The sequence below is a fragment of the Thermomicrobiales bacterium genome (genome assembly GCA_037045155.1).
Classification (GTDB): domain Bacteria; phylum Chloroflexota; class Chloroflexia; order Thermomicrobiales; family CFX8; genus JAMLIA01.
Genome location: JBAOIG010000005.1, coordinates 687,430 through 708,109, shown reverse-complemented (window position 1 = coordinate 708,109; position 20,680 = coordinate 687,430). Strand labels below are relative to the sequence as shown.

At 66.1% G+C, this 20,680-nt stretch carries 22 protein-coding genes and 2 pseudogenes; 12 read left to right on the top strand and 12 right to left on the bottom strand.

Features of this window, described 5'->3' with window-relative positions; all coding sequences use genetic code 11:
* Positions 1-13: 13 nt before the first annotated feature.
* Positions 14-775, top strand: coding sequence for a response regulator transcription factor (locus V9F06_13435; GenBank protein MEI2618609.1), 762 nt, complete (start codon positions 14-16; stop codon positions 773-775).
* A 183-nt stretch (positions 776-958) separates the two neighbouring features.
* A complete protein-coding gene (locus V9F06_13430; protein MEI2618608.1) occupies positions 959-2,386 on the top strand; it encodes an amidase in 1,428 nt (475 codons plus the stop codon).
* On the opposite strand, the gene V9F06_13425 is transcribed toward V9F06_13430, so the two are convergent.
* The 3 genes from V9F06_13425 to V9F06_13415 form a co-directional block, all read right to left on the bottom strand.
* The gene (locus V9F06_13425; protein MEI2618607.1) at positions 2,369-3,511 is read right to left on the bottom strand and encodes a winged helix DNA-binding domain-containing protein; all 1,143 of its coding nucleotides are present in this window, start codon (positions 3,509-3,511) and stop codon (positions 2,369-2,371) included. The two genes, V9F06_13430 and V9F06_13425, sit on opposite strands and share 18 nt — an antisense overlap.
* Positions 3,512-3,572: 61 nt before the next feature.
* Complete coding sequence (locus V9F06_13420) at positions 3,573-4,070, bottom strand: DinB family protein (protein MEI2618606.1); 498 nt, start codon at positions 4,068-4,070, stop codon at positions 3,573-3,575.
* A gap of 102 nt (positions 4,071-4,172) precedes the next feature.
* Complete coding sequence (locus tag V9F06_13415; protein MEI2618605.1) at positions 4,173-5,372, bottom strand: amidohydrolase family protein; 1,200 nt, start codon at positions 5,370-5,372, stop codon at positions 4,173-4,175.
* 723 nt (positions 5,373-6,095) lie between these two features.
* Here V9F06_13415 and V9F06_13410 point away from each other — a divergent pair.
* The 3 genes from V9F06_13410 to V9F06_13400 all read left to right on the top strand — a co-directional run bounded on the left by V9F06_13410 (position 6,096) and on the right by V9F06_13400 (position 8,238).
* A complete protein-coding gene (locus V9F06_13410; protein MEI2618604.1) occupies positions 6,096-6,848 on the top strand; it encodes an RIO1 family regulatory kinase/ATPase in 753 nt (250 codons plus the stop codon).
* A gap of 367 nt (positions 6,849-7,215) precedes the next feature.
* On the top strand, positions 7,216-7,431 hold the full coding sequence (locus V9F06_13405) for a hypothetical protein (GenBank protein MEI2618603.1): 216 nt from the start codon (positions 7,216-7,218) through the stop codon (positions 7,429-7,431).
* 150 nt (positions 7,432-7,581) lie between these two features.
* Entirely contained in the window at positions 7,582-8,238 is a 657-nt protein-coding gene (locus tag V9F06_13400) for a cysteine dioxygenase family protein (GenBank protein MEI2618602.1), read from the top strand.
* Here the strand turns inward: V9F06_13400 and V9F06_13395 are convergent.
* On the bottom strand, positions 8,235-8,840 hold the full coding sequence (locus tag V9F06_13395) for a TRIC cation channel family protein (protein ID MEI2618601.1): 606 nt from the start codon (positions 8,838-8,840) through the stop codon (positions 8,235-8,237). The genes V9F06_13400 and V9F06_13395 overlap by 4 nt on opposite strands.
* 274 nt (positions 8,841-9,114) lie before the next feature.
* A complete protein-coding gene (locus tag V9F06_13390) occupies positions 9,115-10,218 on the bottom strand; it encodes an FAD-binding oxidoreductase (protein ID MEI2618600.1) in 1,104 nt (367 codons plus the stop codon).
* A 91-nt stretch (positions 10,219-10,309) separates the two neighbouring features.
* Here V9F06_13390 and V9F06_13385 point away from each other — a divergent pair, with 91 nt between their 5' ends.
* The 6 genes from V9F06_13385 to V9F06_13360 all read left to right on the top strand — a co-directional run bounded on the left by V9F06_13385 (position 10,310) and on the right by V9F06_13360 (position 14,861).
* On the top strand, positions 10,310-10,459 hold the full coding sequence (locus V9F06_13385) for a hypothetical protein (GenBank protein MEI2618599.1): 150 nt from the start codon (positions 10,310-10,312) through the stop codon (positions 10,457-10,459).
* A gap of 580 nt (positions 10,460-11,039) precedes the next feature.
* Complete coding sequence (lysX, locus tag V9F06_13380) at positions 11,040-11,921, top strand: lysine biosynthesis protein LysX (GenBank protein ID MEI2618598.1); 882 nt, start codon at positions 11,040-11,042, stop codon at positions 11,919-11,921.
* A 135-nt stretch (positions 11,922-12,056) separates the two neighbouring features.
* Positions 12,057-13,181: a DNA (cytosine-5-)-methyltransferase gene (gene dcm / locus V9F06_13375; GenBank protein ID MEI2618597.1), complete on the top strand. Its 1,125-nt coding sequence runs from the start codon at positions 12,057-12,059 to the stop codon at positions 13,179-13,181.
* Complete coding sequence (locus V9F06_13370; protein MEI2618596.1) at positions 13,174-13,905, top strand: GIY-YIG nuclease family protein; 732 nt, start codon at positions 13,174-13,176, stop codon at positions 13,903-13,905. The genes dcm and V9F06_13370 overlap by 8 nt, the downstream gene beginning before the upstream one ends.
* On the top strand, positions 13,906-14,355 hold the full coding sequence (gene vsr, locus V9F06_13365) for a DNA mismatch endonuclease Vsr (protein MEI2618595.1): 450 nt from the start codon (positions 13,906-13,908) through the stop codon (positions 14,353-14,355). It begins immediately after the preceding gene.
* A gap of 173 nt (positions 14,356-14,528) precedes the next feature.
* Positions 14,529-14,861: a hypothetical protein gene (locus V9F06_13360; protein MEI2618594.1), complete on the top strand. Its 333-nt coding sequence runs from the start codon at positions 14,529-14,531 to the stop codon at positions 14,859-14,861.
* Positions 14,862-15,008: 147 nt separating this feature from the next.
* Here V9F06_13360 and moeB read toward each other — a convergent pair.
* From moeB to V9F06_13335, 5 genes and pseudogenes are all read right to left on the bottom strand, one after another.
* Positions 15,009-16,134: pseudogene (gene moeB, locus V9F06_13355) on the bottom strand (molybdopterin-synthase adenylyltransferase MoeB).
* Between the two features lie 60 nt (positions 16,135-16,194).
* Positions 16,195-16,452, bottom strand: a pseudogene (locus tag V9F06_13350) (MoaD/ThiS family protein).
* Positions 16,453-16,581: 129 nt separating this feature from the next.
* Positions 16,582-17,031 (bottom strand): M67 family metallopeptidase, encoded by a 450-nt coding sequence (locus V9F06_13345; GenBank protein ID MEI2618593.1) that lies wholly within the window; start codon positions 17,029-17,031, stop codon positions 16,582-16,584.
* A gap of 3 nt (positions 17,032-17,034) precedes the next feature.
* Positions 17,035-18,036, bottom strand: coding sequence for a cysteine synthase family protein (locus V9F06_13340; protein ID MEI2618592.1), 1,002 nt, complete (start codon positions 18,034-18,036; stop codon positions 17,035-17,037).
* 455 nt (positions 18,037-18,491) lie between these two features.
* Positions 18,492-19,016: a DinB family protein gene (locus V9F06_13335; protein MEI2618591.1), complete on the bottom strand. Its 525-nt coding sequence runs from the start codon at positions 19,014-19,016 to the stop codon at positions 18,492-18,494.
* Positions 19,017-19,162: 146 nt separating this feature from the next.
* On the opposite strand from V9F06_13335, the gene V9F06_13330 reads away from it, so the two are divergent.
* Positions 19,163-19,936 carry a TIGR01458 family HAD-type hydrolase gene (locus V9F06_13330; GenBank protein MEI2618590.1) on the top strand — a complete coding sequence of 258 codons (774 nt, stop codon included), beginning with the start codon at positions 19,163-19,165 and terminating at the stop codon, positions 19,934-19,936.
* Positions 19,937-19,942: 6 nt separating this feature from the next.
* Here V9F06_13330 and V9F06_13325 read toward each other — a convergent pair whose 3' ends face one another.
* Both V9F06_13325 and V9F06_13320 read right to left on the bottom strand, forming a co-directional pair.
* On the bottom strand, positions 19,943-20,296 hold the full coding sequence (locus tag V9F06_13325) for a DUF86 domain-containing protein (GenBank protein ID MEI2618589.1): 354 nt from the start codon (positions 20,294-20,296) through the stop codon (positions 19,943-19,945).
* Positions 20,286-20,594, bottom strand: a complete 309-nt coding sequence (locus V9F06_13320; GenBank protein ID MEI2618588.1) for a nucleotidyltransferase family protein — start codon at positions 20,592-20,594, stop codon at positions 20,286-20,288. The genes V9F06_13325 and V9F06_13320 overlap by 11 nt, the downstream gene beginning before the upstream one ends.
* Between the last annotated feature and the right edge of the window lie 86 nt (positions 20,595-20,680).

The window sequence follows — 20,680 nt, the reverse complement described above, 5'->3', positions numbered from 1 at the left end:
CCGGGAGGGGACGATGGCTGACCGAGTAGTGATCGTCGATGGTGACTCACTTACCGCCAAACTCATGTGTTTCGCGCTCGAGGACGCCGGCTTTGAGGTGGCGGTCGCGATGTGCGGAGAAGACGCATTCGACCTGGTGCTGACCCGCGAGACCAGTCTGCTCATCCTTGATATCAATCTGCCCGACACTGACGGATTCGCGCTCCTCTCCGAGCTGCGGGCCAGGCGCTATGCCGGCCCGAGTATCTTTGTCACTGCGCGGGGGGGCATCGCCGATAAGCTGCGTGGCTTCGCATTGGGCGCCGAGGATTACATCGTCAAGCCATTCGAGCCGCTCGAGCTCGTCGCGCGGGTTGCGTGCATCATCCGGCGCGTCCGGCGGGCTGACCTGATGACGATGGGAACGATCGTCCGCGCTGGCGACGCCGAACTGTCGATCGGTGAGCTTTCCTACCGGAGCGATGCCATCGACGCGACCAGCCTGACCCCGACGGAGATGCGCATCCTCGAGGTGCTGATGCGCAACCCGACGGTCGCGATCTCTCGCGAACGTCTCATCGAACGAATCTGGGGGTACGACTTCATCGGCGAGACCAACCGCGTCGATGTCTATATCCGGCGCATCCGATGCAAGATCGAGCCGGACCCGGATCGCCCGCGCTATCTCCATACCGTCCGCGGCATCGGCTACCTCTTCCGCACTGAGGGCAGCATCCAGGTGGATCTGTCCGCGACGCCGCGCAAGCTGAAGGTTGTCCAGGCGATTCCAGCCTGATCCCCTGCGCGATTCACCCCTTGCCTGATTACCGCCGGCTCCCGACAGGGGCCGGCGGTATTGCTATCCCCTGCTGGCGCGATCGCTTCTCTCCGCATCGCGAGCGAGCGTCGTCGTCTGTTCTGGAAACAGGCTGCTAGACTGCGTCCGAAGACACAACGTCTACCGGGCATGGAGGACGATATGGCGGATGATCTCTGGCGGCTCGATGCGGTGGCGCTTGCGAGATTGATTCAGACGGGCAGTATCTCCGCCCGCGAGGCGGTGACATCGCACCTCGAACGACTCGACGTGGTGAATCCCCAGCTCAACGCCGTCGTCCCGCCGTTTCTGCACGAACAGGCGCTCTCCGACGCGGATGCCGCCGACCGCGCTCGACAGGCTGGTGAGCCGCTCGGCCTGCTCCATGGGCTGCCGATCACGACAAAGATCAACACCGACCAGGTCGGCCTGCCGACCGACAGCGGCGTGCCCGCGCTCAAGGACCTCATCGCCTCCGAAGACAGTGCCCAGGTGGCCAACCTGCGCCGCGCCGGGGCGGTCATCATCGGTCGCACCAACGCGCCCGCGTTCTCGATGCGCGCGATGACCGACAACGCGCTGCACGGCCTGACGCTCAATCCGTGGAATCCAGCCATGACCTGTGGTGGATCCAGTGGCGGCGCTGGATCATCGATCGCCGCCGGCGTCGGCGTCATCGCACAGGGCAACGACATCGGCGGCTCGGTGCGCTGGCCGGCCTACTGCAACGGCGTCGTCGGCCTCCGTCCCAGCCTCGGCCGGGTTGCCGCGTTCAACCCGAGCGCCACCGCGCCGCGGCGGATGAGCTCCCAGATAATGTCCGTTCAGGGCCCGCTGACGCGCAGTGTGCGCGATGCCCGGCTAGCGTTGGAGGCAATGGCAGCGCCCGATTATCGCGATACCTGGTGGGTTCCCGCCCCACTGACTGGCGAGCCACTGCCTCACCCAAGCCGAGTCGCGCTGGTGACAGAGGTCGAGGGCGTCGTCATCGCCCCGGAAGTCGTCGCAGCCGTCCGTCAGGCTGGCAGCTACCTGGGCGCCGCGGGTTATCGGGTCGAGGAGATCACTCCGCCCGACCTTTCGCGCGTGTCGGATCTCTGGCATCCGATCGGCTTGCCGGACCTGAACCTGTCGCTGCGTCCGTTCCTTGCTGAGAGTGGCGACCCGGGTATTGCCACGTTCATTGAGTCGTGGATCGCGCTGATGGGCATCGCCGACCAGCCAACCTATCTCAACGCGCTCGCCGAGCGTGACACTCTGTTGCGCGCCTGGAACGAATTTCTGGACACCTACCCGCTGATCGTGATGCCTTCCTCCACGCAGGTAGCGTTGCCGGTTGGCCTGGATATTCGTGGCGAGGATAGCGCGCCACTCATGCTCGACGCGCTGCGGTTTCAGCTGACCCTGCCCGTCCTCGGCCTGCCGGGGCTGGCGGTCCCGACGACGCCGGTGAATGGCTTGCCGATGGGGGTGCAGATCGTCTCGCGCCGTTTCCGCGAGGATCTCTGCCTCGATGCCGGCGAGGTTATCGAAGCGCACGCGGGTCAGCTCACACCGATCGAGCCACGCGGATCAGCTGCCGGTCAATAGCCGGGTTTCGCCGGCCGGCAGCTTGTCCCACCAGTGCTGGTAGCGGCGGTAGATGAGTGGATCGCGCCCGGCCAGCAGGCGAGATAGCGAACGGGCCTCGGCGGCGAGTTCGTCCCAAACATCTTGCGGCAGCGGGTGGAACGCGGTTGCCTCGATGCCGCCGTCAATCGCGCGCCAGACACCGGCAACGAAGCCGTCCACCAGCAACGTTGGCAGTGAGTCGCCATTCACCCGAATGACATGCTTGCGGTACTGGGGCGGGATGACGCGGTCGCGGACGGCATAGGCCAGGAGCAGGTTGTCCCACATACCCAGCAGTCGTGGCGGCGCTGGGGTATCCGGGTCGGGGAGCGGCCTGCCCGGGATGTCGAACAACTCCTCCCCGGCTGGACCGGTCAGTCGGACGACATCGCCGTCCAGCGCACGCAGCGTCAACCGAATCCGGCTGCGCTGGATCATCGCGAACTGCGCCACGTCCGCTACCGTCGCCGGCCCGAACCCGGCCAGATAGCGCAAGACCAGTGTCTGTAGAGACTCCGCCGCCGTCTGGTCGCCCAGCACCGGTCTGAACGGCGGGGCGACGAACGCCATCTGTGATCCGAACGACCAGGTCTCACCGGTCGGCGCGCGCAGCAGCGGCGCGTACTGTCGCAGCGCCCACCACGCGCCGGGATGCGCCCCCGCGCCCAAACGGTCGTCCAGCCAGGCGCGCAGTTCCTCAGCCGAGCGCGGATCGCGGGCCTGCTCCAGTAGCTCCGGGACCAACTCGTTGGCGCCCTCCAGCGAGAGGCCGCTGGCGAGGAACCGCCGGTCGCGCAACCTCGCGGCCTGGATCGTCGGCTCGGTCGCCTCGCGGAAGGTCGGGTAGTCATCAATGTGGTTGGCGTGCAGCGTCATCCGGACCGCGTTGGATTTCACGAGCGCGCCGCTAGTGAACGCCGTGTCGAGCTCGACCGGGTCGAACCCCGCGAGCCGGTTCCAGAGCGCCAGGTACGGCGAGGCCGGCTCCTGCGCCTGGAGCGCAACGATCTGCCGCACTGCTTCGGTTATGTCGAGCGTTTCGCGGCAGAGCAGCAGTTGCCGACCGAGCGCGGCGCGGTTGAGGCCACGCACGCTGATGTTCATGCCGTCCTCGCTGCGCAGGCTCGTATACTCGTCGATCGATAACGGTCTCTCCCGCATCAGGCTACTCCGGCATGGGTGCGGTGATCCCGGTTGCGTGCTCCCACTCCTGGGGATCACCGTCCCACAGGTCGGACACGCCGAGCCGTTGGAGGATGTGCCGCGCCTCGCTGCGGTGCTGGACATCGTGCGTAATGATCTGGAGAATCGTCGCGCCGATCGACTGCGGGTAGGCGTAGTGGTCGATGAACGTCTCGTCCAGACGGTTCTCATCCCGCATCCGCCGGGCAACGTCGGCAAACGTCGCCGAGTTTCGCTCGTTGCGCTCGATCAGCTCGTCGATCGAAGGGCGCCCCGTGCGTTCCGGCGGGGCCGGCCGCCCGTCCATCATCGCGGTCCAGTGGTCGATGACGTGGATCATGTGGTCGAAGGTGTCGCGCAGCGTGCCCAGGCCGATGTCGAACTGCCGGTCGAGCTGCTCGTCGGTCAGCCCCCGACTTTGCTCCAGAAGCCGCCGTGTTGCCCAGCGATCGTATCCCAGCATGCGGTCGAGAAGATCCATCGGGCGTCTCCGTACGTACATCGAACGTTCGTTCTAGTGCAGAATAACGGAGACGGATGTGTTTGACAAGCAGGCACAACAAAGATCATGAGTAATGGCATGTCAGGCACGCAGAATCCCACCCTGCGCGACGCGCCGGACCCGGCGCAACGCGGTGAGGTCGCTCGTCGGGTCGCCGTCCACCAGCACGAGGTCGGCGCGGTAGCCGGGCCGGACGTGGCCGATCTCGTCGCCGAGATCCAGGATGCGGGCGGCATCGGCCGTCGCCGCCCGCAGTGCTTCGGCGCGGGTCAGCCCGCCATTGACCAGCGCCTCGATCTCCTCGATCAGCGCCGGGTGCGGCGTCTCTGGCGAGCCCGCGTCGGAGCCAGCGCCGATCAGGACACCCGCGGCGCGGGCATCCGTGAACGCCTGCTGGTGGCGGTCGATCACCTCGCGCGCCTTCGCTCGGGCGTAGGCCGGGATGTTCGGGCTCTCGGCCAGGCACTGGTAGACGTAGAGCGTCGGGATCAGCGCCATGCCGCGCTCAGCCATCGCCCGCGCCTGCTCGGGCGTCAGGAAGTGACCGTGCTCGATTGTGTCGATTCCGGCGTCGATGCTGTTCTGGATACCCTGCTGCCCGATCGCGTGAGCCGAGACCTTCACTCCGCGGCGGTGCGCCTGCTCGGCGATCGCTCGCAGCTCGTCCGGCAGCAGCTCGACATCGTCGACTGATTCCCCGCTCGGCCGGCCGTAGACCCCGCCGGTTGCCGAGACCTTGATGACGCGCGCCCCGGCGAAGAGCTGGGTCCGGACCGCCTTCAGCGCCTCGGCCGGCCCATCGACTGCCAGCCCCCAGAACGGATCGTGGCCGCCTGTCATGACTATCGAGCGGCCAGAGGCGATGATCCGCGGGCCGGGAATCCAGCCGCGCTCGGCCGCCTCGGCCAGCCGGATCGCCTGATCGTGGACCGATCCGAGATCGCGGACGGTCGTGATGCCGGCCCGCAGCGTCGTGGCGGCGAAGCCAACCCCCTTCAGCAACGTCTGCTCGGGCGTCTCCAGCGCCAGCGAGCGGACGGGGTCGTCGCTGCCGTCCCAGATCAGGTGGAGGTGGAGGTCGATCAGTCCCGGCAGCAGTGTCGCGCCCGGCTGCTGGATCAGGCTGCCGCTCGCGCGCGCCTCGGCAAGCAGCCCTTCGGACAACTCACCCGGCTCGACTACGCGCTCGATCCGCCCGTCGCGGACGACAACGCTGCGCGGTCCCGCCAGCATCTGCTCGCCGTCAAACACCCGCGCCTCATGAAACACCAGCAGGCTCATCGGCTCCCACCCTTCTCCACTCGTGCCTGCCTGCAGGATAGTCGGGCGATCCGATGGCCGGCAAGCGTGGATTGACAACCTCCGCGCCGGCCGCTATCCTGCGCAAGTCCCGTCGAAGCGCGCGGCATCTCGTGCCGCGGTGGATGATGGTGGAGATGGAGGCGACAGATGAGCAAGCCAACCGGCGCGCGCCGCGCCACTGCCACCACAATTCAGCGCTTCACCCCTCTGCCGACGGGTCGGTAACCACGCCCTGAGCCCGTAACCGATCTCCCACCTCGCCCGCTCGACCGGGCGTAGTGCCGTCGCGCGTGCGCGGCTGGCCGCGCTCAGTTGCACGCGCCAAGCCCTTTGAAGCAGGCAGCGTTATGTCGCGCTCAGTGTGTGAATCGGCCTGGCATGCGATACGGCAGCCGGCCCTGCCTCCTGTCATCCTGAGCGCGCACGCGAAGGATCTCTCCTGCGTTCGACTGGCGCCAGCGTGGGAGAGATTCCTCGCTGCGGCTCGGAATGACAAGTATCAGGGCTGGGCGCCGCGGCTGACAGAACCACTGCGGTCGACTATTCAGGATGACAGAGGGTGGGCGGGGCTGCCGGATGTCATCCGAGGTGATCACACGTATGTAGCCGAGCTTTCGCAGCTCGTTTGAAGGAGGTGTCAGATGCCTATCACCAATGGCGACCCGAACCTGTTTACCGGTGATTCATCTGGAGGAACCAACCGTGTCGATCGAGACATCCAATCCGGTCGGGGAAAACCGCGCCCCCGAGCTTGCGTCGTTCCTGGATGAACAGTTCATCAGCGAGGTGCTCCGAGCGCTGAAGAGCGGCAAGGAGGCGACCGCCTGGGTCTGCCGGGGTGGCTCGGCGAGCGGGCATGATCTGGTCGTGGCCAAGGTTTACCGGCCGATTGTCGAACGTGGCTTCAAGAACGACGCCGTCTATCAGGAGGGACGCTGGTCCGATGACAGGCGCATCCGAAGGGCGTTCGAGCAGAAGTCGCGGGCCGGCCGCGCGGCGCAGTTCGGCTCATGGATAGCTCACGAGTTCTCCACACTCCACCTGCTTTCCGCTGCCGGGGCCGACGTGCCGCGGCCGATCATCCGGAATGAGCAGGCAATTCTGATGGAGTACATCGGCGACGAAGAAGGGCCGGCCCCGCTGCTTCAGCACGTCCGGCTCGACCGGGCTACGGCCGAGGCAGTCTTCGCGCGCCTGCTCGACAACGTTGCCCTGTTTCTCTCCCGCGACCGCGTGCACGGCGATCTCTCGCCGTACAACATCCTCTATTGGCAGGGTCGGGCAACGATCATCGACCTGCCGCAGGCCGTCGACCCGAACCTCAATCGTAATGCCGAGACACTGTTGGCCCGCGATGTCGCCAATCTCTGCTCCTGGGCGCGCCGCAACGGCATCCATGCCGACGCGGCCCGGATCAGTGGCGCCCTGTGGATGCAGTATCGGTTCGGGAGATGAGGGATGCGGGACACGAATGGGGTTGCGAGTTGGGTTGTGTCGCCGTATCATGGAGAGCGCTGGGGGTAGTTCGGCAGTGCCGGGATGCCCTGGATTCCCCAAAGGGACAGCAGCGTGGCTCGAGTGAGCCGCGTGATTCGACCCTCGTGGAGGTGTCACTGGTTGGACGGTAGTTCGTCCCGTACCACAACCGAGCCGGCCCAACGCTGCCGGCAGTTCGGGGGAACCGGATAGGCTTCGTCCCAGGCGCCTCTGCTGTCTGGTGATCTGCTTCCGCCCCCGGCATGCCGGGGGTGTTTTGTGTCCAGGCTCGGTCTCGGAAACGCGTACCGACACTGTGCCGATGCACATGGACAAGGAGGCAACCATGACCAGGACGGCCGTTCGCCGCCACGTCGACATTGCCGACGGGCAGCTGGTCATCCGCAAGATCGTTGTTGAGACATCCGAATGCCGCGAGGTCGCGCCGGCCGCGGAGATCCTCGCCACTGCGCCGGCCGAGCCATCGGGCCGCGCCGGTCGCCTGCGCTCGCTGCGCCCCGGCAAGTACGCCGTCCGCATCCGCGAGACGCATCTCATCTGACGGGCTGAGATACGAGGAACGGCCCTCACCGCTGCCCTGAGGGCCCCCGCCCTCTCCCAAGGTTGGGAGAGGGGCGGGGGGTGAGGGCCGTCCCCCACGCCCCGATCCCCCATAATGTCCCCAGACGTGCTTACGAAAGGGGCGAACCACATGTGCGACTTCAGCAATATCACTGACGACACGCCGTTTGGCTACATCGTCGACACGCCCGAGATACGCGGACTGATCGATGAGACGCATCGGCTGATGGCCGCGGTCGAAAGCGACGCCGAGCGTGTCAAGGCGCTCGAGCCGGCCTTCTCGCGGCTGCTGGCGTCCGACGGCTGGCTGCCCGACGCGTTCGCCAGCCCGGACGAGACCAGCGGCATGGGCGGGGGGATCGGTCAGTACGCGCTCTATCGAGCTGAGGACGGCTCGCTGGCGCTGTTCTCCCTCGTCGTCCCCGCTGGCGCGACGACCCCCGTCCACGACCACCAGGCATGGGGGCTGATCGGCCTCTACCGTGGCCGGCAGGGCGAGACGGTTTACAAGCGCCTGGATGACGGCGCCGACCCCGATCGAGCCGACCTTGAGGTCGTCGTCGATCAGGAGGTCGAGACCGGCGAGTTCTTCGCGCTCCTGCCGCCAGATGGCGACATCCACAAGGTGACGACGATCTCGGCCGAGCCGTCAGTCTCGATTCACCTGCTGGCCAACGACACCGGCTGCGTCTGGCGGCGTCGCTTCGAGCCGGAGACCGGCGTCGTCGCCGCGTTCCGCTCCGGGTATTCGAACGGCGATTGTCCCGAGGAGGAGGCCGCCGACTAGCGTCGTGGCCGTGGCGCCTGCCAGTTGCGCTGGATCGCCAGGACGCGCAGCCCGACGATCAGCGCAACGCTGGCCGGCACGGCGACTGCTTTGCTGACGTCTCCGTTCTGCAGCGCGACGAAGACCGCGCCGCCGACTAGCGCCGCCAGCGCGTAGATCTCCTGGCGCAGGACGACCGGCACCTCGGCGACCAGAACGTCGCGGATGACTCCGCCGCCGACGCCAGTGAGGACGCCCAGCAGCACCGCGACGATCGCGCCCTGGCCGTGATCGAGCGACTTCAGCGTGCCGGCGATGGCGAAGAAGCCCAGCCCGACCGCATCCAGTAGCCGGACGCTGGCGCTGAGCTTCGCGATGCCGGGGTGGAAGAGGAATCCCAGCCCGGCCGCCGCCAGCGCCACCGGCAGGTAGGCCGAATTCGTCAGCGCGGCCGGCGGCGCGATGCCCAGCAGCAGGTCGCGGACGATGCCACCGCCCAGCCCGGCCGCGACCGACAGCACCGCGATGCCGAACAGATCGAGATCGCGGCGCACGCCGACCAGCGCGCCCGAGAGCGCGAAGACCAGCGTCCCAATCAGATCGAGCGCCAGCGCGACGTTCATCGGCCGCGACCCGCCGATCGGTTCGGTCGCGTCAGACGCGGACCGATGTCATTCGGTCGAGCCGGCAGCCACTCCCGCTCACTGTCATTCCGAGCCGCAGCGAGGAATCTCCCCCGCGTTCGTACGCGGCCATACGGGAGAGATTCTTCGGCTGCGGCCTCAGAATGACAAAAAGCGGGGGGCCTGCCGGCCGGGTAACGCGACCTTGACGATCCACCCGAAATGGTGGTGCGAGGGACTGAGTCCTGATCCATCACGCTCGCGAAACCAACCCCTAGCCCTCGGCAAAACGCGTCGGGGCAAGCGACGCGATGTCGAGCGTGCTCGGCGCGCCGTCGAGGATCATCTCGGCGACGAGGGTGGCGGTCACCGGCGCGTGCATCACCCCGTGGCCGGAGAAGCCCGTCGCGATGATGAGCCCGTCGTAGCCCGGCGCTGCCCCAAGCAGTGCGTGCCCGTCCGGCGTGCTCTCGATCAGTCCCGCCCAGCCGCCCGTCTGGCGCAGACCGGCAACAACCGGCACCAGCTGCGACACCGAGCTCTGCGCTGCCTCGCCGTTGGCCAGGTTCACCGGCGCCTCGGGGTTGTCGCTGACCGACATGCCGCCGGACATGCGCAGGTCGTTGACGTTCTGCGCGATGTAGCGGCCCAGGTCGAAATCGGCGACGAACGGCGTCGTCTCCGGCAGGGCCGGCGTCCGCTCGAAGGTGAAGATCTCCCGCCGCACCATGCCGACCGGCAGAGTCAACCCGACCGTTGCGGCGATCGGCGGCGACCATGCCCCAGCCGCCAGCACCGTCACCCCTGCCTCGATCGACCCTGCCGTCGTTTCGACCCCGACCACCCGGTCGCCGTCCATCCGTAGCCCGGTCACCGCGACCCCCTCGCGGACCTCCGCTCCCGCCGCCTGGGCGCGCTCGACCAGCACGTCCATGAACTTCACCTGGTCGAAGACCGCGTCGGTCGGGCACCAGGTCGCGGCGATGACCCCCTCGGCGTTCAGCCATGGCCAGCGCGACTCCAGCGTGTCCGGATCGACCATCTCGACATCGACGCCCAGCGCGCGCTGCATCGCGACGTTGCGCTGGTACTCCTCCGGCTTGCCGGGATTGCGGCCCAGGTAGATGTAGCCCGACTCGACCCAGTCGATCGTGTCGCCCATCTCGCGGAAGTACGGCTGCGAGAGCAGCGTCATCCGCACGTTGATCTCGGTCGGAAACTGCGCCCGCAGCCCGCCGGCCGCCCTGCTGCTCGACCCATCCCCCGCCTTCCCGCGATCGACCACCAGCACGCCCTGCTGCCCGCGCCCCGCCAACTCCTCGGCGATCGCACAGCCGATCGACCCGGCCCCGATGATCAGTACCTCTACACGCTCCACCGTCTGCTCCATCCCGTCATGCGTTCGTTGTCGTTGATAGTCTGGCACAGGCGTGGGCATATAATGAAGGTGCACGGGAAGGAGATACCCAATGTGGTACGTGATACTCGCCGCCATCCTGGCCGGCCTCGTGCTCCTCAGCGCCGCCCTCACCCGCCGCTGGGGTCGCGGCTCCTACGAGAAGACGTTCCAGAAGCCGGAGAACGAGGTCCAGACGACCGCCCCCTGGAAATTCTGGTAACCCGTTGACACGCCCGGATTGCGGCCCGTACACTCGCGAGTGACATCGTGATCGTCAATGGCGATGACGGGGACAGGTTCCCAGCGGAACCGGGACAGAGAACCGCGACGGCTGTGATGCGGGACTGCGAACGCTGGTGAATAAGACCCCAGAGCTGCGCCCCGAACCGAGGGCAACCTCGCAGTAGGCGGCGACGGGAGGCTCCCGTTACCGGGCCGGCCGGATGGCACGCGTTCGCGCGTCCGTCCGGGCAGAGGTCGCGCCCTCAGTGCGCGGCGAAGTGGGGTGGTACCACGAGGCAGATGCCGCTCGTCCCCTTGGTGTGGGATGGCGGCTTTTTTGTTGCCTCGCGCCCCCGGCGTCGCCCGTCGATTGCGCGATGCGAAAGGATCACCCCCAATGCGCTTCCCGGCCGCCCCGTCGATCCCATCCACCCTGGAAGCGCGCGCCACCGGCGCTGTCTTTGCCATCCCGACGACGTCCAAACCGGCTGCGAAACGCCAGCGCTCCAAACGGAGCGCCACCGCGACCGCGCGCCACCGGACGACCGTTGTGATGATCAGACAAGGACAGTGCCACGATGACCGCCAGCCCCAGTATCGCCCTGACCTATGGCCCGCTCCGCGTTGAGGAGCGCCTGCTCTTCGCCGAGCTCGACCGCCGCGGCGTCCGCTACGACGCCATCGACGACCGCGCCCTGACTTTCCACCTCGCCGACCCCGACGCCTGGCCGTATGACGCCGTCCTCGCCCGCGGCGTCGGCCAGCAGCGCACCTTCCACGTCGCGACCATGCTCGAAGCGGCCGGCATCCCCGTCGTCAACTCGCCGGCCATCCTGGAGCTGTGCAACGACAAGCTGCGCACCTCGGCGGCGCTGGCCCGCGCCGGCGTCCCCCAGCCGGAGCTACGCGTCGCCTTCTCGCCGGACTCGGCCCTGCGGGCGATCGAGGAGCTTGGCTACCCGGCCGTCCTCAAGCCAGCCATCGGCTCGTGGGGCCGGCTGCTGGCGCGGGTGAACGACCGCGACGCCGCCGAGGCGCTGCTGGAGCACAAGCAGGTGCTGGGCGGCTTCCACCACCAGACCTTCTACATCCAGGAGCACATCGCCAAGCCCGACCGCGACATCCGCGCCTTCGTCATCGGTGACGAGACGATCTGCGCCATCTATCGCTCCAGCACGCATTGGATCACCAACACTGCCCGCGGCGGCCAGGCCAGCAACTGCCCCGTGACCCCCGCCATCGCCGACCTCTGCCGCCGCGTGTCCGACGCCGTCGGCGGCGGCATCCTCGCCGTCGACCTTTTCGAGGACGCCACCCGCGGCCTGCTGGTCAACGAAGTCAACGCCACCATGGAGTTCCGCAACTCGATCGACACCACCGGCGTCGACATCCCCGCCCGAATCATCGACTACCTGCTGTCCGTCGCGGCGGCTGGCGGGTTGCGGGGAGTGGCGGCGTGATGGGCTTCTCCCCAAGTCCCGACCTCGCCGGGCGCGACTCGATCGAGGTATTACTGGCGTTATGGTCGCTTTCAGGGTATAAGACTAGTGGATGAACGTACAGGACAGACGTTCTAGTCCGCTCTGGGAGGCAGCGTGCGCGTCGCGGAATTCTTCGCTGGTATCGGACTCATCCGTATGGCGCTCGAGCAAAACGGCGCTCAGGTTCTGTGGGCCAACGACATCGATCGCGGCAAGCGCGAGATGTACGCGCAGAACTTCGGCGGCGATGACTTTCTGCTGGACGACATTAGAAACGTCCGTGGCGCGTCGCTGCCGCATGTGGATGTCGCCACGGCGTCGTTTCCATGCACCGACCTTTCGCTGGCGGGCAATCGCCGTGGACTAGCGGGCGAGCAATCCGGACTATTCTGGGAGTTCGCTCGCGTGCTCGATGAGATGCAGGGACATCGCCCATACGCCCTGTTGATCGAGAACGTTCCAAGCTTTGCGTCATCGCATGGCGGGAGCGACCTGTTCCATGCCATTCGTCGCCTGAACGAGCTCGGCTACTGGTGCGACCTGCTTATCGCCGATGCTCGTCACTTTGTTCCGCAGAGTCGCCCCAGGCTATTTATCGTCGGTTCGCGGGATCGATTCCCACTAGAAAGCGATTGGTCGCCGAGCGCCATCCGACCGCCCTGGGTGGGGCGCTTCGTCCAGCGTCATCCGGAGCTGAATCTGCACGCTCTGGATTTGACACTGCCAGAGCGCGATCCCGGCACGCTGGCTGGTGTTGTCGATCGACTCTCGCTCGACGATAGTCGATGGTGGGACGCAACACGCGCGCAACGCTTCGAAGACGAGCTCTCGCCGTTACAACGCGAGCGCTATGACGCGATGCGAGCGTTGGGGTCGATGACATGGGCGACGGCATACCGGCGCACGCGCAATGGAAAGCCAGCGTGGGAGATCCGCAGCGATTCAATCAGCGGCTGTCTTCGGACCGCTCGTGGCGGGTCGAGCAAGCAGGCGGTCGTTGAGGCTGGCTTTGGCGCCGCACGAATCCGATGGATGACTGGCAGTGAGTACGCGCGGCTACAAGGCGCCGGCGAATACCGCTTCGACGGAATCTCCGAGGGGCGCGTGCTCTTCGCGTTTGGCGACGCAGTCTGTGTCCCGGTCATATCGTGGTTGACTCGCGAGTATCTCGTGCCATTGTTATCGACGGAACTGACCGATATACGTTGGAAGGTCGACAGGATGCTGGTTGGTGTCTAGATCGAGCCGTCGGCGGAGCTCCGAGCTGCCTCAGGAAGTAGCGGCAATTCGTGGGCGCCTCGATGACTTTCTCAACCACACAGACGCCGATGGGAGACAACCGAATAACGCCAAGTGCGGCGTCTATGTCTTCTACGACTACGATGGCGAACCGATCTACGTTGGGCAAACAACCGAGCGCCTGCGAACGCGAATCCGTCGGCACCTTACCAATCAGCGCACCGACGCCGTTGCGATGAACGTCCTCGATCCGTTCGAGGTTGCTGAGGTAGAGGTCTATCCATTCTATGAGCTGGAATCTCCAGCCAATGGGGAAACTAACGACGATTACAAGCAACGAGTGAAAGAAGAGCTCGCCGCTGCGGAGTACACGGTATTTCAGAAGGTCCTGCATGAGTCCGCTCTTGGCGCGGTTCTGAACGAAGCCGACATACCTCCGCGAGATATCGTTCTGCTTCCGCCGGCTGTTCGTGCCCGGATCATCCCGGACGACATCTATGATTTGCGCAAGCATCCGGATACCCGCCTGGCTCGCCGCGCGATGACGGTTGCGAACCTCGCTCGCGTCATCAGCGAACGGGATGTCTCGATTGGGTTGCGGCGAACGTTGATCACGCAGGCGCGTCGATTGGAACGGCTGGCTTCCCAGCGACTCGCTGACTTTCACGAACCGTTTCCCGTGGAAGAGCCGGGCAATGACACCGGAGAATCTGAGCTACCCTGAGTGGTGGATCCGTTGACACCTGCTGATCGCTCTACGTTGATGGCAAAGGTCAAGAGCACCGGCAATCGGTCGACCGAGATGAAAGCGATCGCCGCGCTCGACTCTGCAGATATTGGTGGGTGGGAGCGGCATGCCCACCTCCCGGGCAAGCCGGATTTCTACTTCCCACGGGATCGGCTTGTTGTGTTTATCGATGGCTGCTTCTGGCATGGTTGCCCGCAGCATGTCCGCTATCCCCAGGCTCACGCGGATTACTGGCGTGAGAAGATCGACCGCAACCGAAGGCGGGACAATCGCGTTCGCCGCCAACTTCGCGCCGATGGCTTTCACGTCATGCGCGTCTGGGAGCACGATCTTCGTAGCGACACCTGGGTCAAGCGGCTGCTGGCGATGCTTCGACGGATCGAGGCGCAAACCATCGCATCCGACGACCTGCCGGTTTGCGAATGAACGGCGCCGGGCAAGATGCGCGGCGACATCGCCTTGTCGTTGTCCCGTTATGTGCAGATTTTGGAGGGGGATCCTGAGGCGGTATTCTGTTCTAACGTGGAATGGGTCGAGGAATTGGGGCACGCAGTGACGCGGCTGCGGGATGCTATCGCGTCCGGTCAGGCGCAGAGCCAATGACCGATAGGACGCGGACGACTCGGGAGCCGTGGTCGTCGGAGGAAATCGACGCCATCGTTGATGCCTACTTCCAGATGCTGGGGGACGAGGTGGCCGGCCGCGATGTCGTGAAGATGCATCGCTATCGGGAACTCCACCGGAACGAACTCCCAAGCCGTACCGAAAAAGCGATCGAACGAAAGATGCAGAACATCAGCGCCGTGTTCGATCGTCACGGTCTTCCGTTCATCCAGGGCCTTGCCCCACTTCGCAATACGCAGGCTGACCTAGAGTCAGCGGTCGAGGAACGGCTGATCGAGCTGGTGTGGATCAGGCGCCCGAAGACCTGAGCTACCAACCGCGCTGGGCAGAAACTCCCATCGTACGCTGTCATTCCGAGCCGCAGCGAGGAATCTCCCCACACCTAATAGGGAGAGATCCCTCGGCTGCGGCCTCGGAATGACAAGCCCCAACTGGTTAATGCGCCGGACCCTACGCTAATACTTCGGCACCGTCGGATCGACCTCGTCGGACCACGCCAGAATGCCGCCGGTCAGGTTCTTGAGCTTCCCGAAGCCCGCGGCGCGGAGTTGTTCGAGGGCGCGGGCGCTGCGGATGCCGGAGCGGCAGTAGAGGACGATGTCCTGGCTGGTGTCCAGCTCGTGCATGCGCGCCGGGAGCTCGCCGACGGGGATCAGGGTGCTGTCCGGGATCAGGCCGATCTCGCGTTCGTGCGGTTCGCGGACGTCGATCAGCAGCGGCTGCCAGCCGGCCGCGCGCTGCGCCGCCAGCTCGCTCGCCGTGATCTGCCACTCGGGGACGACGACCTCGTCCGGCTTCGGCTCGGGCATGACGCCGCAGAACTCGAGGTAGTCGATCAGCTCAGTCACCGTCGGGTGCTCGCCGCAGACGGGGCAGTGCGGGTCCTTGCGCAGCTTGTACTCCTTGAACTGCATCGCCAGCGCGTCGTAGCGCAGCAGCCGGCCGATCAGTGGCTCGCCGATCCCGAGGATCAGTTTCACCGTCTCGGTCGCCTGCATCGCGCCGACCGTGCCCGGCAGCACGCCCAGGACGCCGCCCTCGGCGCAGCTCGGCACCAGGCCGGGGGGTGGCGGCTCGGGGTAGAGGCAGCGGTAGCACGGGCCATGGGTCGCGTCGAACACCGACACCTGGCCCTCGAAGCGGAAGATGCTGCCGTAGACGTTCGGCTTGCCCAGCATCACGCAGGCGTCGTTGACCAGGTAGCGCGTCGGGAAGTTGTCGGTCCCGTCGACGATGATGTCATAGTCCTTGAGGATCTCCAGCGCGTTCTCGCTGGTCAGCCGCGTCTCGTGGGGGATGATCTGGATGTGCGGGTTCAGGTCGCGTAGCCGCGCCGCCGACGCCTCCAGCTTCTTGCACGCCGATGTCGCTGGTGCCGTAGATGACCTGGCGCTGCAGGTTGGTGACGTCGACGACGTCGCTATCGACAACGCCGATCGTGCCGACGCCGGCCGCCGCGAGGTAGAGCCCCAGCGGCGCGCCGAGGCCGCCGGCCCCGACCAGCAGCACCTTCGCCGCCTTCAGCTTCTCCTGCCCGGAGAGCGCCACCTCCGGCATGATCAGGTGGCGGGAGTAGCGCATGATCTCGTCGTTCGACAGCGTCGTCTGCGCCACCCGCGGCTCGACCGCGCCGCCAGCGATCGACGGCACGATCGTCACCTCGGCGTCGGCTGCGAGCGGGGTGTCTTCGCCCTGCAGGTAGCGGATGTCGTCCTCGCCGACGTAGACGTTGACGAATGAGCGCAGCCGGCCCTCGTTGCCGTAGAGGTGCTGCTTCAGCGCCGGGTGCTCCGCGGTCAGCTGCGCCAGTGCCTGCCCGACCGTCGTGGCCGGCACGCTATAGCTCGCGCTACCCCCGGCAAAGCCGCGCAGCGCCGTCGGAATGAAGATCGTCGCCATCGCGATGTTCGTCGTCATGCTATCTCCTTGTTGCGAAGGGATGAGGGATGGGGAATGGATCCTCTCCCCCTCTCCCAAGATTGGGAGAGGGGCGGGGGTGAGGGCCGTCCGCTCTCATCCCCTTTTGCCTCATCCCCCATCCCTCACCCCTACCGTGTCATACCCCGCCCGGTCGTCCCGGAGCTGCCAGCCGGTCATGTCGTCGAATTTGCCGTCGCGGACGCTGGCGATGAGATAGGTGTACCAGGGCCAGGCGTGCTCGCGGTCGAACTCGGATGGGCGAGCCGGCGCGTCGGGGTGCGAGTGGTAGAAGCCGAGGATGTTCAGCCCCTGCCGGCGCGCTTCACGTTCGGCTCGTAGCATATCCTCTGGTGTGATCAGGAACCGCCGCCGCCGCTCGCCCGCGTCCCACTGGTTGTCGATCGGCAGCAGCCGCTCGATCACCCGCTGGCCCTCGCCGTCGCACCCCAGCAGCACGCCGCAGCATTCGTCCGGGTAGGTCTGCTCGCCGTGGACCGCGATGGCGGACGCCAGCTCCTGCGGAAGCGCGAGCTGGGACGGGGGACGATGGTTCGGCATCGCTCAGCCCTCCTCGTCCCAGAACCGGTCGCTGAGATACCGCGTCCCGCTATCCGGCAGGATCGCGACGATGACCGTCCGTCCCGTCTCGTCCCTCGCCCGCAGCGCGATCCGCTCCGCCTCGACCAGCGCCGCGCCTCCGGAGATGCCGATCAGAATGCCCTCGCTGCGGGCGATCCAGCGCACCATCCGGTAGGCGTCCTCGGTGCGGACCTCGGCGTTGATGTCGGCCAGCGCCGGGTCGTAGATGCCCGGCACGATCGCCGTCGCCATGTGCTTGAGCCCCTCCAGACCGTTGAACGGCGAGTCCGGCTGGACGGCGACGAGCTGGATCGCCGGGTTGTACTGCTTGAGCCTCCTGCCCGTGCCGACGAACGTGCCGCTCGTCCCCAGGCCGGCGACGAAGTGCGTGATCTGCCCCTCCGTTTGCCGCCAGATCTCCGGCGCGGTCGTGCGCTCGTGGGCGCGGGTGTTCTCCGGGTTGTTGTACTGGTCGGGATAAAAGTAGCGCTCGGGGTTGGCGGCGTAGAGCGCGCGGACCGCGCGGATCGCGCCGTCGGAGCCCTCGGCCGGGTCGGTGAAGATCAGCTCGGCCCCGTAGGCGCGCAGGATCTTCTTGCGCTCCTCGCTGGCGCTCCGAGGCAGGCAGAGGACGACGCGGTAGCCACGCGCCGCGCCGATCATCGCGTAGGCGATGCCGGTGTTGCCGCTGGTCGCGTCGACGATCGTCCTGTCGCGCGTCAGCTGGCCGCTGCGCTCGCCAGACTCGATCATCGCCAGCGCCGCGCGATCCTTGACCGACCCGCCCGGATTCTGCCACTCCGCCTTGCCGTAGACCTCGATCCCCTGTGCTGGCTCGAGCGAGCGCAGCCGGATCAGCGGCGTGTTGCCGATCAGACGGGTCAGGTCGTCCACCTGCTGCGCTGGGCCGGCCGGGCGTTCGTGGATTACGACCCCCGTGCCGGAAAGCAGCGCGTCGCTTATGTCAATATCCCAATGTTCCATCCGGAAACATCCTCCTGGCGTCGCTGAATGTGTCGGAACGCGGACAGCGACAGCGAGTCGCTGCCGTTCTGGCCGCGTTGGTTGGCGGGTGTGGTTGCTCGGCCCGGTTGTAGCCGGGGAGCGTCTGTCAGCGACGACAGTCGATGGTGGTGAAGTAGGTGTCTGTCTCGAAGGCGAGGTGGGCGACAGGCGTGCCCGGCCAAGCGCTATTCAAAGCGCCGCCTCGCGGGTCGTGTGTGCATCGGAGTGCTGTGCAGTGTGTCAGTCGCATCGGGGCGCCAGTCTCCAGGTATCGCTCGCCTGGCCTGCCTGATGGCCGGCGGAGCACAGGTGCCTACGGCTCGTCGAGCGGTCTCACTCGCGCCGCCTTGCGACTGATAACGTCGGCGGGTGGGGAGTATTCCCGAGCATGGCCGGCGAGATTCTGTGTCTCGCCGGCCGGTTGCCGGAGCGCGCTAGAACGCCAGGCCGTGCCCGCCCTGGACGCCAGTGAGTGCGGCGATCTCGCCGCCGTGGTGGATGGTATGCCAGGCGACGACCGAGCCGATGAACTGGCCGAGCGGCATATCGGTGTTCATCCAGGAGATGTGGATCGATCGGTCGAGATCGGACTCGGACAGTGTCGCCAGCCAGGCGTCGGTCTCCGCGTACACCGTCTGGGCATATTCGCGCAGAGCCGCGAAGTCGACCTCGCGGAGCGCGTCGCTGGTCTGATCCGAGAGTTGGCCGGCCTTGCTGCCGTCGATACCGGTCTTCGCGGCCCAGCCCCCGGAGTCGTACAGAGACGCCTGCCCGCGAGCCATCCCGTTGAGCAGGCCATCCTCGCCAAGAACGGTATGGGAGTAGATCGCGGCGATCGACTGGATCGTCGATCCCTCTCCGCGGTAGTGAAGCTGTTCGGGCGACAGGCCGGCGACAGCCGTTTCGATGATCTCGTGTCCACGTCCGAACTGCCCCCGAAGACTCGTGATAGCGTCCAATGCGATCCCTTTCGTTCTGGTTGCGAACGCGTGTTCTATGCATAGACTACACGACGTTTCTGCGCTGTCAACTGCCATCACCCGCGTTAGATGTTGCCCAGAAGTACACTGCTGGCGATGCTGCACGAGTGAGAGAGGATGAGCCGATGGCCGATCAGGCGATTCAGGGTGTGCTGTTCGACGTCGATGGCGTGCTGCACGTCGATGGCGTTGCCATCCCCGGCGCGGTCGAAGCGCTGGCGGATCTGCGCGCGCGTGGCGTCCCGTTTCGACTGCTGACCAACACGACCGTCCGCTCGCGCTGGGCGCTCGGCGCGCTGCTGCGTGACCTCGGCTTCGACGTCGCGGATGACGATGTCATCACGGCCGGCGGCGCGACGGCGGAATATGTCCGGCGCAACTTCCCCGGTCAGCCGGTCTTCCTGCTTGGCTCCGGCGACGTCGCTGCCGAGTTCGAGGGCGTCGAGCTGACCGACGGGCCAGGGGCCGGCGTCGTCGTGATCGGCGACGCCGCCGAGAACTTCGATTACCAGACGATGAACCACGCCTTCCGGCTGCTGCTCGGCGGCGCGAAGCTGGTCGCGATGCACCGCGACCCGTGGTGGATGACTTCGGCTGGCCCGACCATCGACGCCGGCGCATTCATCCGCGGGCTGGAGTTCGCCAGCGGCACGCGCTCGCGGCTGGTCGGCAAGCCCGCGATGCCGTTCTTCCGGGCCGGTTTCCGGGCGCTCGGTCTGCCGCCGGCCGTGACTGCGATGGTCGGCGACTCGATCGCCCACGACCTCGTCCCGGCCATGCGGATGGGCGCGACCGGCGTCCTCGTCCGCACCGGCAAGTTCCTCGATATCGACCTGCAATACGGCACGCCGGATATCTCGCTGGCCTCGGTCGCGGAGTTGGGGGAGCTGTGGGAGTAGTCCGCGCTATGTTGGCGCGTCACCAACCTCTGCTTCGATAATCGCCGCGATTAGCGGTCGGATCTCGGGAATGTTTTGTGTTGCGGTATCCCACACGATCCACCAGTCGATCGAGAAATACTGATGCACGACAAAGTTCCTGGTGGCTCGGGCGTCATCCCAGGGGACCTTTGGATAGTCTTCGCGAAGCGTTTGGGATACGCGGGAGGCAGCCTCACCGATGATGGTGAGTTGTTGCAGGACTGCGCTTTGAATCAATCGGTCGTTCAGGAAGCGGCTCCGATCGATACCGTCGAGGAATTCGGAGATCATGTCGGCTGCCTGGAGGATATCCCGAAGAAGCAGTTCGTCACGCCGCATAGAGTGTCATCGACGAGTTGAGCACGTCCCGACGGATCGTTGGATTGAGACCGCGTTTTGAGACAATATCGATCTCGCGGCCGAAGAGCGCCGATAGTTCGCGCTGGAGCCGCGCAAGCTCGAAGAATCCGATACGGGCGTCCGGAGCGAACTCGACGAGCACATCGATATCACTTTCGGCGCGGAACGCATCGCTCAGTGCCGAGCCGAATACGCGGAGCTCAGTCACATCGTAACGCCGGCAAATTTCCCCCAGCCTGTCTCGCGAGACGATGGTAGCTCGATCAATCGCTGCCATGCTCCCTCCTCATACTAAGAATACGCGCTATGACAATAGCCTTCAGGACTCGTCCGGCAGTGATCGGCGGAGCCTGGCGAGCGATT

What these genes read in the sequence shown, in the direction of transcription:
- V9F06_13345 (MEI2618593.1), bottom strand. Translation starts at nt 17,031, where the DNA reads ATGCCGAACCATCGTCCCCCGTCCCAGCTCGCGCTTCCGCAGGAGCTG.
- lysX (MEI2618598.1), top strand. Translation starts at nt 11,040, where the DNA reads ATGACCGCCAGCCCCAGTATCGCCCTGACCTATGGCCCGCTCCGCGTT.
- V9F06_13320 (MEI2618588.1), bottom strand. Translation starts at nt 20,594, where the DNA reads ATGGCAGCGATTGATCGAGCTACCATCGTCTCGCGAGACAGGCTGGGG.
- V9F06_13420 (MEI2618606.1), bottom strand. Translation starts at nt 4,070, where the DNA reads ATGGATCTTCTCGACCGCATGCTGGGATACGATCGCTGGGCAACACGG.
- V9F06_13435 (MEI2618609.1), top strand. Translation starts at nt 14, where the DNA reads ATGGCTGACCGAGTAGTGATCGTCGATGGTGACTCACTTACCGCCAAA.
- V9F06_13415 (MEI2618605.1), bottom strand. Translation starts at nt 5,372, where the DNA reads ATGAGCCTGCTGGTGTTTCATGAGGCGCGGGTGTTTGACGGCGAGCAG.
- V9F06_13425 (MEI2618607.1), bottom strand. Translation starts at nt 3,511, where the DNA reads ATGAACATCAGCGTGCGTGGCCTCAACCGCGCCGCGCTCGGTCGGCAA.
- V9F06_13340 (MEI2618592.1), bottom strand. Translation starts at nt 18,036, where the DNA reads ATGGAACATTGGGATATTGACATAAGCGACGCGCTGCTTTCCGGCACG.
- V9F06_13400 (MEI2618602.1), top strand. Translation starts at nt 7,582, where the DNA reads ATGTGCGACTTCAGCAATATCACTGACGACACGCCGTTTGGCTACATC.
- V9F06_13395 (MEI2618601.1), bottom strand. Translation starts at nt 8,840, where the DNA reads ATGAACGTCGCGCTGGCGCTCGATCTGATTGGGACGCTGGTCTTCGCG.
- V9F06_13430 (MEI2618608.1), top strand. Translation starts at nt 959, where the DNA reads ATGGCGGATGATCTCTGGCGGCTCGATGCGGTGGCGCTTGCGAGATTG.
- V9F06_13360 (MEI2618594.1), top strand. Translation starts at nt 14,529, where the DNA reads ATGACCGATAGGACGCGGACGACTCGGGAGCCGTGGTCGTCGGAGGAA.
- V9F06_13405 (MEI2618603.1), top strand. Translation starts at nt 7,216, where the DNA reads ATGACCAGGACGGCCGTTCGCCGCCACGTCGACATTGCCGACGGGCAG.
- V9F06_13385 (MEI2618599.1), top strand. Translation starts at nt 10,310, where the DNA reads ATGTGGTACGTGATACTCGCCGCCATCCTGGCCGGCCTCGTGCTCCTC.
- V9F06_13330 (MEI2618590.1), top strand. Translation starts at nt 19,163, where the DNA reads ATGGCCGATCAGGCGATTCAGGGTGTGCTGTTCGACGTCGATGGCGTG.
- V9F06_13325 (MEI2618589.1), bottom strand. Translation starts at nt 20,296, where the DNA reads ATGCGGCGTGACGAACTGCTTCTTCGGGATATCCTCCAGGCAGCCGAC.